The following is a 14,888-nucleotide window of genomic DNA, read 5'->3' on the forward strand; positions in this document are numbered from 1 at the left end:
ACAGACATAACGCGTCTGCAACAAGCATTGAGAGTGAGAGGGCTGGCCGGGTTCGGCCGCGACGGGTTGGAGCTGCGAGAGAGGCTTGCAGCGCCCGTCGCGAAAGATCCGCGATGTCCAGACATCCTTGCACGCGCACCGGCCAGGACCGGGCCACCCTTTATGACGAAATCACCGACAAGATCATCGCCGAGCTCGAGGCCGGCCGCGTGCCGTGGGTTCAACCCTGGGGGACGGAGGCTGCAAAGGCGCCGCTGTCGATGCCAAGGAACGCAGCGACGACCCGGCCCTACAGCGGCATCAACGTTCTCATCCTCTGGGGGGCGGTGATCGAGCGCGGTTTTGCCGGCCAAAGCTGGCTGACCTTCCGCCAGGCGCTTACGCTCGGCGGTCATGTCCGCAAGGGCGAGCGCGGCATTGCCGTGGTCTATGCCGACCGCTTCGTGCCGGCCGACGAACGGCGCCGTGCGCGTGAGACAGGCGAAGAGGCGCAGGCCGTTCCATTCCTGAAGCGGTTCACCGTCTTCAACACCGATCAATGCGACGGACTGTCCGCCGACATCGCGGCCACCGCGCCAATGCCGCCGCCGGGCATGATCGAGCCGCAGGTCGAGTCCCTGATTAAGGCAACCGGCATCGACTTCCGCATCGGCGGCAATCGCGCCTTCTATATGCCGGCAGAAGATTACGTGCAGGTGCCGCCGCCGGCGGCTTATTTCGAACCGATCAATTGGCACCGGACCGCGCTGCATGAGCTCGGCCACGCCAGCGGTCATCCTTCGCGCCTCAACCGCGATCTCGGCGGTTCCTACGGCACAAAAAAATACGCGTTCGAGGAATTGATCGCCTTATCTTGACAGTCTGCACCGACTCTCAGTGTCTTGCTGACGTCGATGCAACAGGACTGACGGAGGCGGTGGTTCGTGTCCCTACTTGTGGTGTAGCTCGGTAGAGCAAAGCCGTCCGCACGCGCGCCATCCAATAGCGCCGTAGCGGGCGGACGGCTTTGCGGTAGTCACCGCCGGCCGCAGCGCTCCCGCATCGCTGGCGGCGGCCGGCCTGGATAGCGCCGGGCAAGTTGAACGCCTTCGTTGATGCTGGCTCGCCGTATGGGGGCCGGGGGAAGGTTGAACTTGTGGACAAGGTAACGCCGGCTTCGAACATCACTATTCAGGAGCGCCGATCAGCAGACGGGCTTGATGCACACGTCCCTATGATCCTCCGGGACGGGGTGCTCTACGATCCTGATCTGGAGCGTTTCTTCCGTGATCTTCCTCTCAATGGCGTTCGCTCACGGCACTCCCTTCGTGCATACGGCTATGATGTCCTCGTCTGGGTCCGCTTTCTTTCGGAAGCCTGCGGCAAGTCCGTATGGCAAGGTGACCGTCGCGACATCCTCGCCTACCATCGAGTTCGTCGCCGGGCCGAGGCCGGGCAACGCATCTCTGCGGCGTCCTGGAATCGAGCTGTCGCCTGTCTCGATCGCCTCTATCGCTGGGGTGTTCACGAAGGCCTGGTCTCCGAAACGCCGTTCACGCACCGCTCCGTTTGGAGGCGAGGATACGGCGGCCGGCGAGCACAGATTACGGCACGCAACGACGCCTATGAGCCGGCTGCACGTCGAGCGGATGTCAGCTTTGTCACGCTCGACGACTACCGCATATTTCGGGATGTCGGCCTGAGAGGGTTGCTGCCGGATGGCGGAACGCGTCCCGGCGCCCGCGACCGCAACGGCATTCGCAATGCGTTGTTTTCCGATCTCCTTGTCACGACAGGTCTTCGGCTGGAGGAAGCCTCCTTTCTGTTTGCATCCGACCTTGCTGCCGTCGATCGGCGAACAGCTCGACAGGTGTGGCTCGATCTGCCGGACGCGATGACCAAGGGTGATCGTGGTCGCCAGATCCTTCTTTCCGGTCGACTGCTTGAACAGGCGCGGGCCTACATTGCGGTTGAACGTGCTCATGCGGTCACGAAGTTCCGGCGACGCTCCGGCTGGCGATCGTTCGAACGCCCGATCTTCGTTCACGGGGAGCGGTCAGCCTCCCGATTGCGATTGCTTGACCGGAGCGACATCGCCCTTGATCTGCTCAGCCCTGAAGAGCGCAGCAAGATCATCGTCTGCGATGACGACGGTACACCGAGCGAGCCGGCAGTGCTGTGGCTCACAGAAGTCGGATTGCCGGTTCAACCGAATTCTTGGGAAGTCATCTTCGCTCGGGCATCCGAGCGGTGCAGGTCTCTCGGCTTTTCGATCAACATCACCCCGCACCAACTCCGCCATACCTTTGCCGTGCATATGCTCGCGATGCTGATCCAGCACCGGCTTCGCGATGCAGCTTTGCCCGCCGGATCGATGGAAGGATATCGGCATATTCTCGGCGATCCCTTGCAACAGGTCCAGCGCCTCCTTGGCCACGCCAGCCTCGCAACGACCTACATCTATCTCGATCATATCGCTTCGCGCGCCGATGCCGTCGATGCCGCCGTCGAGGAGTTACTGGCGCTGCTTCCGTCGGAGCACTCGTTATGAGGCGGCGGCCGCGGAAGGGAACTCCAGTTCGTTTTGCGCCCGCAGATGGTGGTGTCCCAACTCATGCCGGTGACCAAGTACTCGGTCTGCGCTTCAACATTGAGGCGCGCTATGGTGGGATCGTCGAAGTCGATCTCACGAACCTGCGCCCGCGAGCACTTGCTATAGCCTTTGCCGGCGCTGTTCGCCGACAGGCCGAACTCGGCGGCTCGTTGGGAGCGCGGAGCACCATCAAGCAGCACATCGCGGCGTATCATCGGTTTTTCGCGTATCTGCGAGACAACTCTCATGCCACGAAGCCTGCCGATCTTCGTGCGCAGGATATTGACGGATACGAAGCCTCCCTTGAGGCCGCCGGCATGACGCCGATCCATCGGCACATGGTCCTCGCGAAGGTGGTTCTTGCGTTGCGCTCTATAGATGCCGATCAAGCTGGCCTTCTCGATGAGGGGCTCCGCTGTCGCCTAAGTTACACGAGCGCGCAGTCCGCCGGGCGATCGCAGCCCCGCGACGCATATAGTCCGTTCGTCGCCCGTCAGCTACGTGACGCGGCTCGTGCCGATATCAGTAAGATGTTCAGGCGTATCGGCCGTCCGCTCGACGAGACGGGTGACGCCAGCCTCCGCAGTGCGGTCGCCGATGTTGAAGCCACGATTGCTGCCGAAGGCAAGATCGATCACTCGGACCGCGCCTTCAAACGCCTGTACTTCATGCGCCTGCGCCGTGGCTTGCCGGTTTCCAACCTTTGCGAGGATCGCCATAGCCGCCATCATTTGCTCGCATCCGATCTGCCGCCATTGCTGACCTTCCTGTCATTGGAGACGGGGCTCGAGATCGAATGCTGCAAGACGCTGACGATCGACTGTTTGCAGAACCCCGGACCCGGTACGGTCGAGATCAGCTACATAAAGCGTCGCGCGCGCGGTGCCGAACAGAAGCGCCTGCGAGTTCGTGATGGCGGCCTCGGCACACCTGGCGGATTGATCCGTAAGCTGATCGAAGTGACGGGCTTTACCAGGCGCTTCCTTCCGGTCGAGTCTCTCTGGGTCTATCACTATAAAGGGCGCGGACAGTTCCGGTCCGGCATCGACCACCCGCATCAGTTGGTGGACAACTGGGTCGCTGGACACGGCATCGTTGACGACGATCGCCGTCCTCTTCATCTCACTCTCGCCCGGCTGCGCAAGACGCATAAGGCACTCTGGTATCTCAAGACCGAAGGGCACATGGCGCGCTTTGCCGTCGGCCACACGCCGGAGATCGCCGCTCGCCACTATGCCGATATTCCTTCACTGCGCCCATTGCATGAAGCTACCGTTGCCGAGGCGCTTACGGAAGTTGTCGTGGCTGCAGGCCCGATCGTGTTGTCACCCGACAGCGAGGTGCGTTGGCGCCAGGGTGATGTTCCCATGCATACCAATAGCGTCTCGGCGCTCCTGGATGGAGATCAGGACGTTTGGCTCGCGGCGTGCTCAGGTTTCCAGAACAGTCCCTTTGCTGAAGCAGGCTCGCCCTGTCCGCAGCCATTCTGGGGTTGCCTGGAATGCCGCAACGCAGTCATCACCGCTCGCAAGCTGCCCGCGATCCTCGCGTTTCTGAACTTTATCGAGGGCGAGCGGCCCGGGCTCTCTGCTGCCGACTGGAGCATCAAGTTCGGTCGTGCGCATGCGCGCATCACCCAGCAGATTCTGCCCGTCTTCTCCGAAGGTGTGATCGCCCAAGCTCGCAGCCAGGCTACCCAACAATCTCTTTATCTTCCGCCGGAGGTGCGACCATGAGCAAAGTGGCCCTCGCTCCAAGCCTACAGGAACTGGATGACCGCCCGGTCCTTACTTCCGCCCCGCTGAAGAAGGACTTCGATCGGAGCTGCCTGTCTCGCTATGGCGACACAAGCTGGGATCTCGGTCCGGCCGTATTCCGCGAGAACGCCCGTCGCTGCCATGTCACCGTACATTTCGGGGCCGTCGAAGACACCGGTACGCGCGAAGCGATCCGGGAGTTCCTCTATGCCCGGCTCAACGTCGACCTTCCTGGTCATCGCAAGAAGCTCCCACCTGCCTGTGTCCGGCAGATATTCAACAGGGCGCGCCGTTTCTTCGAGTTCATCCGCGGCGAACTCGGCGCTGTCGATCTCTCGCGGGTCGATCAGCAATTGCTCGACCGCTATGCCCGCCATCTTCAGACCGATCGCAGCCGTCGGCCTGTCATTGTTGGCCAACTCCTGGAAGTGCCGATCGACCTGCATGCCTATCGTCATCATCTTCCTTCCCGAGGGCTGTCGTTCCAGCCGTGGAGCGGACGCGCTCCAGCCCGTGTCGCTGGTTATCGTCACGTCCGCGAGAACCGCACCCCACGGATGCCGGAAGAGGTCATCGCGCCACTGTTGACGTGGTCGATCCGCTACGTCACCGAGTTTGCGCCCGATATCTTCGCCGCCCGTGAGGAGTCGGATCGATTGGAGGCCCATTGCGCCAAGCTTATTCGATCAGACCAGGTCCTCGACCGCAAACAGCGCCGCGGCCGACAGCGCCGGCGTCTCACGGACTACTTTGAGCGGCGCCGGCGTGAAGAGCGCGGTGTGCCGATCTGGGGGACTGCTCACAATGGCACCGTTTTGCAGCATCCAGAGACAGGTGACGTATTGCCTCCTGTCAACTCGCACCTGCTTCATCTTCATATCGGGATCAATGCCCGCGCAGAGTCCAGGATGCATATTCAACTTGCGAGCGGAGCGCCGGACCTGATCGAGGCAGCCATACGCGAACTCGGCGTTGAGACTGGCGGCATGGACACCTGCATCTCTCTTCTGCCAGAGACCGGTCGACCGTGGCGCCCCCGTTTCGACGCCAAGACGCTCGCCCAAGAGGAGCGGATGCTGCAAACAGCGGCCTATGTCCTGTGCGCGTATCTGAGCGGCATGCGCGACTGCGAAGTTCAAGCAATGCAGCGCGGGTGTCTCTCCACTACCCGCAGCGAAGATGGTCTGATCATGCGCCACCGCGTCCGATCGGTCGCCTACAAAGGCAAGTCGAGCCATGGCCAAGCCGCCGAATGGATCACGATCGAACCCGTCGCCAAAGCCGTCGAGGTATTGGAGCGCCTATCGTTCCCGGCGGCAACCGCCCGCGGACTCACGACACTCTGGCCGGTCCTGGCCGCTAAATCCGTGTGCAAGGATCACCTCTCTGCCGAGATCGTGCGGCAGCTCAATCTTTTCCGCGATCACCTCAATAAGCTGTTCGGCACGGTCAACGAGCTGGTTATTCCCACCAGCCCCGAAGGCAAACCTTGGCGCATCACAACACGGCAATTTCGCCGAACGATCGCATGGCATATCGCCAACCGTCCCTTCGGGACAATCGCCGGCATGATCCAGTATAAGCACGCCTCCGTCGCTGCCTTCGAGGGCTATGCCGGCTCCAGCAAGTCCGGCTTTCGCGCCGAGGTCGAGAGCCAGCGTGCGCTTGGACAACTCGATGATCTGCTGGTTTACTTCGATGAGCGACAGACTGGCTCGACGCTGTCCGGACCAGCGGCGCCGCGCATATCGAAGGCGCTTGATGCTGCGGCGGCAGAACTTGATCCCCTTCCAGTCATGATTGCAGATCGCGCGCGGCTCCGCACGATGCTCGCCAGTCTCGCGCGCACATTGCACGTCGGCGTGCTCGCCGATTGCTTCTTCGATCCCGGGACCGCCCTATGCCTGAAGCAGGCAACCAACGCCGACAACAAGACGCCGCTGACGGCGCTTTGCCAACCAAAACGTTGTCCAAACGCCTGCATCACCGCCAGGCACCGGCCAACATGGGCGCGTTCCGCAGATGAGGCGAGAGCCGTCCTCAAAGAGAAGCGGTTGTCCTCGCTACAGCGCTCCGCTCTGCAACAGGATCTCGCGCGCATCGAGGCTGTCCTCCACGATATCGACTGCAGCACCTGACGTCGGTACTCTAGGCCTCATGTTGTAACCGCGTCGGATCGCTCTCGTCGGCGTCCGTCCCGGCATAGTCGGAGCGCGCGATGCCCCGCACGGCCGCGCAACGGCTGATCGCCGTCCTCCGCTGTCGCTTCGGCTCTGCGAGTGCGCGGTCGCGCTTTCGGGCATCGCAGGTAGCTGCTCCGCCGCCGGGGACGGACCCCGGCCGAACGGGAGCACCCATCATGATGAGACAGCACAGAACCAAAGACGGCCGCCCTGTCGGGCGGCGGGAGAGGACGAGGAAGGCCGGAATCGGGCGGCCGGTTGAGGGAGTGAGAGAGGCTTGCTCCGCCGGCCGCGGAGATTCTCCCATGTCCCATACATCGAGTTCGGCAGACCGCGCCGATGTCTATACGCGCATCACCGCCGAGATCGTCGCCGCTATCGAAGCTGGTGCCGGCGAATGGCGCATGCCCTGGCATCACGACGGCACCGCCATCACCCGCCCTCAGAACATCTCGTCAGGCAAACGATACCGTGGTGTCAACGTGCTCGCGCTCTGGATCGCTGCGCAAGATCAGGGCTACGCCGACGGCCTCTGGGGAACCTATCGGCAATGGCTCGCCATCGGCGCGCAGGTACGCAAGGGCGAACGAGGAACGACGGTTGTTCTCTGGAAGCAGGCAAAGGCGGCTACTAACGACGATGCAGACGACGGTGACGATAACGTTCGTCACCGCGTCTTCGCACGTGCCTTCACAGTGTTCAATGTCGCCCAAGTGGATGGCTACGAACCGCAGATCGTCGAGAAGCTTCCTGAGAGCGAGCGCCTCACTCATGTCGACGCATTCATCGATGCACTGAAAATCCCGATCGTCACCGGCAATTACAATGCGCACTACCGCATCGACCTCGACACGATCTTCATGCCGGAATACGCAGTGTTCACGAGCTCAGCGGCCCAAGCCGGCACCTTAATACATGAGGCAGCGCATGCCACAGGCGCAAAGCACAGGCTCGACCGGGACCTTCAGGAACGGTTCAAGCGCGATTGGCTGCCGATCGAAGAAGCCACCGCCGAATTGGCAGCGTCATTCATCCTGGCAGATTTGGGTGTCGCCCATCATCCCAGGCGCGATCATGCCGCCTACGTGGCATCCTGGTTGCGCCTCCTCAAGGACGATCCTCGGGCCATCTTCACCGCCGCCAGCAAGGCCCAGCAGGCGGCCGACTGGATGCACGCCCAGCAGGGCAACACCCATCAACCTGACGACTGCGGCGCCACGTAGGCGCCGCAGTCGTTCCGGAGCTTCATCCGATCTCCAGATCGTGCTGTGCGCGGGAGAGCGAGAGGAGGTGCTGGAATTTTCGTGAGGGGGGAAGTTCAGAGAGAGTCTGGGCTGCCGCGACAAGGCCCTATTCGATCTTCGCCATCTGCGGTCTTTATGGTACAGATCCACTCGTCAAACTTGCAAAGCTGCACCGAGCGGTCCACACTCTGGGTATCTTTGGTCCTCGATCCTCGTGCGGTCGAGATACCGAACCGCCGGTCTTTTCGTCGTCGTTGCCACTTTCGACGATTTGTCCGAGTCTCGCCAAGACAGAGCCGGAGGAACGTATGTCGCGCTACATCATCGCCGATCCCGCCCAAGGTATGGGTTGGGGCCATATCTTCAGCGAAAAGGGAAGCGAACGCGAGCGCATGACCCGATTCGTGTTCGACAAGGAAACGGCCAGTCTCATCTATGTTGACGTCGATCGGATGGGCATGGCGCCGACCACCAACACGGAGATCGCCGACCTGGAGGACAGCCTCAAGAACGCCAACCCCGAGGCGCTGGAAGATCCGGAATCGTGGGAGCTGGTCGAGAGCGACGCGCTCCCAGCCTGGTGTGCTGAGGCGTTTCCTCTTATGGAGTGAGTGCCATGCATACCGAGGAACATTCTGACCTTCGCCGTTTCGCCGTTACCGTCGAGTTCCTGGCCGATCACGCGGTCTATGACGTTGAGCAATACGTGGTGGATGCCACGGATGCGCGCGAAGCGAAGCGAATCGCGCTCAAACGTTCGGAGAATAGTCGTTACGGTGTCGACCGCATTCCTGGCCGCAGACGGAAAGCGTACGCAAAACTCATCAGCAAAGATCCGTCAGAGCAAGTGGGTCGCGACGGTAAATTGCTTTTGCCTGAAGGCAGCAAAGTGACTGGATGTATCCTACTCACTGGTAGGGCCGACCTGACGACCCTGCCAAGCTACCTGCACGTCACAGGCAGTCTGAGCGTGGCCGGCACTAGCATCGAACAATTACCGCGCGGGCTCCGGGTCGGCCTGTCTCTTGACATTAGCGATACGGCCATCGCGGAGTTGCCTGAAGATTTGCATGTGGGCGGGTTTCTCTACGCCCGACGCACGGCAATCAAGCAAATCCCCCCGACGGTCAGGATTGGCCTCGAAGTAATCGGATTGGACGAGACGACCTGATTACCGAACTAGTGCGCTCAACTCCGCCATCGTTCAAGCGCTTCAACCCGGATGCTTCTGACAGGCCCGACCACGCAAGGGTGTCTCATTTCCAGCATCGTCCGAAACAGCTCGAAAAAGCCTGACGATAGCTATCAAAAGTAGTTTGCAGAACTGGCCAGCAGGTTCGTAATGGCCGATCTTGGCCTCCCTCGCGCCGAGCACGCCGCCTATATCTCTTCGTGGCTCAGGGTCCTGAAGCACGATCCGCGAGCGATCTTCACCGCGCGGCAAGCGCAGGCGGTAGCCAACTAGCTAGCTGAGGCTTGACTGTCAGGATAAGTCGCGGAATTGTGCGCAGCATTTTCCTGCGCTTCACTCGGCATCGTGCCGACCGTGCGGCACGCCGACTATATCGGTTCCTGGCTGGAAGTCCTGCGTGAAGACAACCGTGCGATCGTGCGGGCGGCCTCTCAGGCGAGCAAAGCCGCGGATTATCTGCTTGGCTTCCTGCCAGCAGATAGTCCAACCGCTTCGGCCGATTGTGCCGCGGCAGATCAGGAGGCGGCGTGAGCGGAGTTGAGCTGCCAAACAGAGGAAGAGGGCGCCGCCGAGCGCCACGACGGGTTGGAAGTCGAGAGAGAGGCTTTCGGACCGCCCGTCGTGGAGACAAAAAATGACCAAGGCAGTCCAAAAGATCACGCTGTCGCCCTCGCGTGACATTCCCTTCAACAAGCTGGTGCTGAGCCAGTCCAACGTTCGGCGCGTCAAGGCGGGCGTCTCAATCGAGCAGCTTGCCGAGAGCATCGCCCACCGAACGCTTTTGCAAAGTCTCAATGTCCGCGCCATCGTGGATGCCGCGGGCAACGAGACAGGCATGTTCGAGGTGCCGGCCGGCGGCAGGCGTTACCGTGCTCTCGAGCTCCTGGTCCGGCAGAATCGCATGTCGTTCTCGGTGAGCGGCGATCACGCGCGCCAGGAGCAGGTCTGCGACAATATCGGCCGGTCCGGCTCTGATGAGCCGTACCAGATCCGCCGCACGCTGACCGAGAATCTTTCAATTATCCACCCAGCGCGATATCGGTGAGGCGTGACAACCCGCACCATAGCCCGCCGCGCCCGCGCGCCCGCGTCAATCAGGCAGTCTTCGTCGTATGCATACCTGGGGTCTGAGCAAAGAGCTGAACGCGTCTCAGAAAATTATCGCAGCTAGCGTGCCAAGCGCGCCGAACACCAGCCCGATCAGCGAACCGGCTGTCGGCACGTCTCGAAAGAGCAGAAGCGCCAGAATCGGTTCCACAACTAGAATTGCTCCCACCGATACTGCGACAATGATCCAGATATTCTTGAGATACATGTAGCCGAGTGCGTATCCGCAGACGAGCAGGATACCGCCCACCGATATCAACAGGAACATCGGCAGGAGCGTTGTGAAATGCCCGCCAGCTTTCCCAAACTGCTTTGAGGCAATCAACTCGGCGACTATCGAAAGGGCTTCTCCAAAGAAAATCGCCCCCACCGCCACAATTTTCAATATTGAGCTCATCGCCTGATGCAAAAGCAAGGTGAAAGGTACCTTCTAATATTGGAATTTATCTGGCGCTGCCTTTTACAACTGGAGTCATTATCATTGCGAAGCCATCGCATTGCTCGCGATGTACTCCAACCAGAATTGCAAGGTGCTCGAAGTTGCAATCTCCATCCAATGGTCGACGCTTAAGAGCGCAATTTTGGGCATAGGCAGCGCATGATCCGGGCATCCGTACTCAAGAGACTTCATGGCCATGCCGCGGCTCCCGACGCTTGCCGCGGGTTCGCGGTCGCGCTGGCGACAACAACAGCCTATCGCAAGCGAGCGCAAGTGGTTGTGAAGGCTATTCCGACGTCACAACCTCGTAGGTGGGGTTTGCTAAGGGAGCCGGCCGCATGGGTTCAGCGCGCGATTCATGATCTCTATATGAACCACACCAGAACCAAAAAAGGCAGCTGCGGCTGGAATCGTCATGATGGCGATCGGACGTCTTGAGATGCGCGACGAATAGCCTGCTGGTGACCTTAGTGAGTAGGCCGCTCGAAGGTCCTGACCGGCTTGGCATCGCTGGGCTCGACGCCTTTGATCGCGAAGCCCCACACCTGGCCGCTGTCGGACTGGGTGACGTAGAGCCCGGTTGGAGCGCAGATCCACGCCATTGGTGGAGCACCCATGGTACGCGGCGGGATCATGACCTCGCCATGTCCCGTCAGCAGTGCGTGCGATTCCGAGTGTGATCAACCCGCCTCATAGAAATGGTCCACGACCTGAGGCCTGACAGCCTGAGCTTATGAAGTCATCCCCAAAACTTCCCGGAATCGCGAGCATTGTTGGCTCGGCGGCGCCCCCGAAGATTCCGCACTGGACCGTTCAAGACAACAGGTCAGGCCAAGCCGAAAGGTGCAGCGTCCGGAATTGTACCCCACCAAAACAGAGAGGCGACGGCATGTTTTGTGTGTGGCAAACTTCTTTGCCAATGTTTGAAAGGGACAATCCGTCCACCAGAGCCGCTCGCAGCGCTCACGCTCAGGAGCAGTCGGATGATTACGCCGGTTCGACGGAACTGGAGTCCAAAAGAAATGTTCAATGCTCTTACGCCGGCGATGTTCAGCGCCGAACCGTCGGTTGTGCGCGCACGTTGGAATAAATTGTGGCCTGACCTGTACACGGAATATGACGCCAGGCATTTGAAAACCGAGTTATCCGTCCGCAATCTGATCGCTACCGATGAAGCTCGGGCGTTTTTTACTGTCTGGGCCGCAGACGAAGAGCGTCACACCGATGGCTTTATCCGCATCATTGAACTTGTCGCCAATGGATCCGAGAGGAACCTCCGAGAGAGGTTGGAGGCTCGACCGCATGATTTCGGTGCGATCAATGACCACCTCGCCGACGAATTCTCTGTGATGGTTATGATCGCATTTGATGAGATGTGCACTTGCCACGCCTATGCCGCCGAGAAGCCGTTCTATACCGAACTTCGCAACGACATTTTCCATCATTGGCTGCGAGAGGTGATTGCCGACGAGGCGGTTCACTCGATGAACGCCGTTAACGTGATCCGCGCACGCTATCGCGACCGCGTTGGAGAAATTGGTGCAATGCTCAATAGGATAATCAGCGGCATTGATGATCTGAGCTATGCTGGCACCTTCCTGCTGGACTATTTCGGCGCCGTATACACGAAGGAATTGCTCGACAAATGCCGCGTCGCGATCCTGAGAAATGTGGAAAAGCCTCTCCCGGCCGTGGAGCGAGACAGATGGAGCCATCGCCCAAATTGAGGTCGACGCCGTGACCCCGTTGCGGAGTAATTCCGGCAATTTAGAATCCGCTCCGATTCCATCAGAATGGAAAAGGCTCTAGACGCTCCTCTTAGCATAGCAGTGCGGATCAGGTCGACCGCCGTGAGGTCGCCACGCTGAAGGCCGCCGAGTGGGACAGAAACTGACAGCAGCTCACACCTTGGTTCCTGCCAGGCGCTGCGGCCGTTTCGGCCAATGCACGCCCGGTGCCGCAGCAGCGGGATTCAAACCGCAAGAGAGAGAGGAAGAGGGCAGCGTGGAGTGCTACGACGGGTTGGAAGTCGAGAGAGAGGCTTTCGGCTGCCCGTTGTGGAGAACCGAAATGACCAAGGCAGTCCAAAAGATCACGCTGTCGCCCTCGCGTGACATTCCCTTCAACAAGCTGGTGCTGAGCCAGTCCAACGTTCGGCGCGTCAAGGCGGGCGTCTCGATCGAGCAGCTTGCCGAGAGCATCGCCCACCGCACGCTTTTGCAAAGTCTCAATGTCCGCGCTATCGTGGATGCCGAGGGCAACGAGACAGGCATGTTCGAGGTGCCGGCCGGCGGAAGGCGTTACCGTGCTCTCGAACTCCTGGTCAAGCAGAAGCGTATGTCCAAGACGCAAGCCGTGCCCTGCGTTGTTCGCGAGGGAGGCATTGCGGAAGACGATTCGATCGCAGAGAACGATGAGCGCGTCGGCCTGCATCCGCTCGATCAGTTTCGCGCATTCCGGACGCTCCGCGACCTCGGCATGAGCGAAGAGGACATTGCTGCGCGGCATTTCGTGGCGGCCGCAATCGTCAAGCAGCGCCTGCGCCTCGCCTCAGTCTCGCCGAAGCTGCATGAGGTCTATGCCGATGACGGCATGACACTGGAGCAGCTCATGGCATTCTCGGTGAGCGGCGATCACGCGCGCCAGGAGCAGGTCTGGGACAATGTCAGCCGGTCCGGCTATGACGAGCCGTACCAGATCCGCCGCATGCTGACCGAGAACACCGTGCGTGGGTCCGATCGCCGTGCGCACTATGTCGGCGTCGACGCCTACGAGCGCGCCGGAGGTCCGGTCCTGCATGATCTGTTCGAGCATGACGACGGTGGCTGGCTCCAGGACGTGGCCCTGCTCGATCGTCTTGTCACGGAGAAGCTCAAGCAGGACGCCGAGGTGATCGCAGCCGAAGGGTGGAAGTGGATCTCAGTGGCAGTCGATTTTCCATTCGGCCACACCAGCGGCTTGCGGGAATTGGAGGGAGCGCCGTCGTCGCTCAGCATCGAGGAGCAGGGCACGATCGATGCGCTCAATGCCGAGCGTGACAGGCTCGAAGCCGAGTACCAGGATGCTGACGAACTCCCCGATGAGATCGACCTCCGCCTTGGAGAGATCGAGGCGGCATTGCTCGCGTTCGAGGAGCGGCCAATGATCTACGATCCGGCCGAGATCGCCCGCGGCGGAGTCTTCATCAGCATCGATTCCGAGGGACGGCTCTCGGTGGATCGCGGCTACGTCCGGCCGGAGGATGAACCAACGGTCGTCGATACTGAGCACGGACAGGGCAGCACAACGATTGAGGGCGAGAATGCCGTTGGTCCGGTGCAGCGTACCGCCATCACCGTCGGTGGCGCACCAACCGAGCCGGCCGAAGAGGATGAGGATGATGCTGCAAGACCGCTGCCGGACCGTCTGATCACCGAGCTGACGGCCTATCGAACGCTGGCGTTGCGCGACGCGCTTGCCGAGCATCCCTCGATCACGTTCCTGGCGGTGCTGCACAGTTTCGTGCTGGCAACCTTTTACAGGTTTGCATCGTCCGCCAGTTGCCTCGAGATCGCGGTTCACACGCCGACATTTCCGGCCCAGGCTCCGGGATTGAAGGACAGCGCGCCGGCCAAGGCGATCGATACCAGGCACGAAGCCTGGAAAGCGCGGCTGCCCAACGATGCGAAGGAGCTTTGGGATACGCTCTGCGCATTGGACGGCAATGCGCAAGCAGCCCTGTTCGCCCATTGTGCGTCGTTCTCGGTCAACGCCCTCTATGAACCCGTGAACCGCTATGCCCAGGGGCGGGTATCGGCTGATGGGCTCGCGCGCAGGCTCGGCCAGGCCGACGTGCTGGCGCGGGCGGTCGGGCTCGACATGGTGCAGGCCGGCTGGAGGCCGACCGTCGACAACTACCTCGGCCGCGTCACCAAGCCACGTATTCTGGAAGCGGTGAGGCAGGCAAAGGGCGGAGCCTCGGCAGAACTGATCGACCATCTGAAGAAGGCCGATATGGCCAGCGAAGCCGAGCGCCTTCTCGAGGGCACGGGATGGCTGCCGGAGCCATTGCGCCTCACTGACGCTATCCAATCGGCAGGCCAGGACGCAGACGCGGGCCCGCTTCCCGAGTTCCTCGCTGGCGATGAGGACGGTACCGGCGCCGCAGACGACGTTCAGCCACACGGCATTGCCGCTGAATGAATGTTCGGACGTAGCGCGGCAATCCCGCCGTGCGCTTCCTTCGAAGTTGCTTCCGAAGCCCGGCATCACGCCGGGCTTCTCATTTTGGAATGCGGCTGCGGCGCACCAGGCCTTGCGCGCGGCATGGCCGCGTCCGCCTCCTGCGGTGGAGGCAAGGGGTGAAGAGAGTGAGAGATCGGCCGGGACAGGTTTGAGCCGGTCGGGTCGAGAGA

General features: G+C 61.0%; 13 protein-coding genes and 3 pseudogenes. 12 read left to right on the top strand and 4 right to left on the bottom strand.

Annotation, left to right across the window (positions count from 1 at the left end):
• Positions 1–113: 113 nt before the first annotated feature.
• A pseudogene (locus RAD15_RS09065) lies at positions 114–848 on the top strand (ArdC family protein); the annotation flags it as partial.
• A 365-nt stretch (positions 849–1,213) separates the two neighbouring features.
• Positions 1,214–2,530 carry a tyrosine-type recombinase/integrase gene (locus RAD15_RS09070; RefSeq protein WP_458176769.1) on the top strand — a complete coding sequence of 439 codons (1,317 nt, stop codon included), beginning with the start codon at positions 1,214–1,216 and terminating at the stop codon, positions 2,528–2,530.
• On the opposite strand, the gene RAD15_RS09075 is transcribed toward RAD15_RS09070, so the two are convergent.
• Positions 2,449–2,961, bottom strand: coding sequence for a hypothetical protein (locus RAD15_RS09075; RefSeq protein ID WP_458176500.1), 513 nt, complete (start codon positions 2,959–2,961; stop codon positions 2,449–2,451). The two genes, RAD15_RS09070 and RAD15_RS09075, sit on opposite strands and share 82 nt — an antisense overlap.
• A gap of 141 nt (positions 2,962–3,102) precedes the next feature.
• On the opposite strand from RAD15_RS09075, the gene RAD15_RS09080 reads away from it, so the two are divergent.
• From RAD15_RS09080 to RAD15_RS09115, 8 genes and pseudogenes are all read left to right on the top strand, one after another.
• Complete coding sequence (locus RAD15_RS09080; RefSeq protein ID WP_458176502.1) at positions 3,103–4,308, top strand: hypothetical protein; 1,206 nt, start codon at positions 3,103–3,105, stop codon at positions 4,306–4,308.
• A complete protein-coding gene (locus RAD15_RS09085) occupies positions 4,305–6,467 on the top strand; it encodes an integrase (protein ID WP_458176504.1) in 2,163 nt (720 codons plus the stop codon). Before RAD15_RS09080 ends, RAD15_RS09085 begins: the two co-directional genes overlap by 4 nt.
• Positions 6,468–6,817: 350 nt before the next feature.
• Complete coding sequence (locus tag RAD15_RS09090) at positions 6,818–7,735, top strand: ArdC family protein (RefSeq protein ID WP_458176506.1); 918 nt, start codon at positions 6,818–6,820, stop codon at positions 7,733–7,735.
• A gap of 329 nt (positions 7,736–8,064) precedes the next feature.
• Entirely contained in the window at positions 8,065–8,367 is a 303-nt protein-coding gene (locus RAD15_RS09095) for a hypothetical protein (RefSeq protein ID WP_458176509.1), read from the top strand.
• A gap of 5 nt (positions 8,368–8,372) precedes the next feature.
• Positions 8,373–8,927 (top strand): hypothetical protein, encoded by a 555-nt coding sequence (locus tag RAD15_RS09100; protein WP_458176511.1) that lies wholly within the window; start codon positions 8,373–8,375, stop codon positions 8,925–8,927.
• 153 nt (positions 8,928–9,080) lie between these two features.
• Positions 9,081–9,221 carry a zincin-like metallopeptidase domain-containing protein gene (locus RAD15_RS09105; RefSeq protein ID WP_458176771.1) on the top strand — a complete coding sequence of 47 codons (141 nt, stop codon included), beginning with the start codon at positions 9,081–9,083 and terminating at the stop codon, positions 9,219–9,221.
• 27 nt (positions 9,222–9,248) lie between these two features.
• Positions 9,249–9,479, top strand: a pseudogene (locus tag RAD15_RS09110) (zincin-like metallopeptidase domain-containing protein); the annotation flags it as partial.
• A 103-nt stretch (positions 9,480–9,582) separates the two neighbouring features.
• A pseudogene (locus tag RAD15_RS09115) lies at positions 9,583–9,960 on the top strand (ParB/Srx family N-terminal domain-containing protein); the annotation flags it as partial.
• 138 nt (positions 9,961–10,098) lie between these two features.
• Here RAD15_RS09115 and RAD15_RS09120 read toward each other — a convergent pair.
• The 3 genes from RAD15_RS09120 to RAD15_RS09130 all read right to left on the bottom strand — a co-directional run bounded on the left by RAD15_RS09120 (position 10,099) and on the right by RAD15_RS09130 (position 11,096).
• Positions 10,099–10,431 carry a hypothetical protein gene (locus RAD15_RS09120; RefSeq protein ID WP_426426383.1) on the bottom strand — a complete coding sequence of 111 codons (333 nt, stop codon included), beginning with the start codon at positions 10,429–10,431 and terminating at the stop codon, positions 10,099–10,101.
• Between the two features lie 102 nt (positions 10,432–10,533).
• The gene (locus RAD15_RS09125; protein WP_270163355.1) at positions 10,534–10,692 is read right to left on the bottom strand and encodes a hypothetical protein; all 159 of its coding nucleotides are present in this window, start codon (positions 10,690–10,692) and stop codon (positions 10,534–10,536) included.
• 269 nt (positions 10,693–10,961) lie between these two features.
• Complete coding sequence (locus RAD15_RS09130; protein ID WP_375865340.1) at positions 10,962–11,096, bottom strand: hypothetical protein; 135 nt, start codon at positions 11,094–11,096, stop codon at positions 10,962–10,964.
• Positions 11,097–11,477: 381 nt separating this feature from the next.
• Between RAD15_RS09130 and RAD15_RS09135 the strand changes: the two genes are divergently transcribed.
• Together RAD15_RS09135 and RAD15_RS09140 are read left to right on the top strand one after the other, a co-directional pair.
• Positions 11,478–12,221: a hypothetical protein gene (locus RAD15_RS09135; RefSeq protein WP_426420889.1), complete on the top strand. Its 744-nt coding sequence runs from the start codon at positions 11,478–11,480 to the stop codon at positions 12,219–12,221.
• A gap of 343 nt (positions 12,222–12,564) precedes the next feature.
• Positions 12,565–14,676, top strand: coding sequence for a ParB/RepB/Spo0J family partition protein (locus RAD15_RS09140; protein ID WP_458176514.1), 2,112 nt, complete (start codon positions 12,565–12,567; stop codon positions 14,674–14,676).
• Positions 14,677–14,888: the final 212 nt, after the last annotated feature.

It is taken from the genome of Bradyrhizobium sp. 14AA (genome assembly GCF_054185205.1).

Excerpts from the sequence above, each read along its gene's own strand:
- RAD15_RS09070 (WP_458176769.1), top strand. The coding sequence starts at position 1,214 with ATGATCCTCCGGGACGGGGTGCTCTACGATCCTGATCTGGAGCGTTTC.
- RAD15_RS09080 (WP_458176502.1), top strand. The coding sequence starts at position 3,103 with ATGTTCAGGCGTATCGGCCGTCCGCTCGACGAGACGGGTGACGCCAGC.
- RAD15_RS09085 (WP_458176504.1), top strand. The coding sequence starts at position 4,305 with ATGAGCAAAGTGGCCCTCGCTCCAAGCCTACAGGAACTGGATGACCGC.
- RAD15_RS09090 (WP_458176506.1), top strand. The coding sequence starts at position 6,818 with ATGTCCCATACATCGAGTTCGGCAGACCGCGCCGATGTCTATACGCGC.
- RAD15_RS09095 (WP_458176509.1), top strand. The coding sequence starts at position 8,065 with ATGTCGCGCTACATCATCGCCGATCCCGCCCAAGGTATGGGTTGGGGC.
- RAD15_RS09100 (WP_458176511.1), top strand. The coding sequence starts at position 8,373 with ATGCATACCGAGGAACATTCTGACCTTCGCCGTTTCGCCGTTACCGTC.
- RAD15_RS09125 (WP_270163355.1), bottom strand. The coding sequence starts at position 10,692 with ATGGCCATGAAGTCTCTTGAGTACGGATGCCCGGATCATGCGCTGCCT.
- RAD15_RS09130 (WP_375865340.1), bottom strand. The coding sequence starts at position 11,096 with ATGGCGTGGATCTGCGCTCCAACCGGGCTCTACGTCACCCAGTCCGAC.
- RAD15_RS09135 (WP_426420889.1), top strand. The coding sequence starts at position 11,478 with ATGATTACGCCGGTTCGACGGAACTGGAGTCCAAAAGAAATGTTCAAT.
- RAD15_RS09140 (WP_458176514.1), top strand. The coding sequence starts at position 12,565 with ATGACCAAGGCAGTCCAAAAGATCACGCTGTCGCCCTCGCGTGACATT.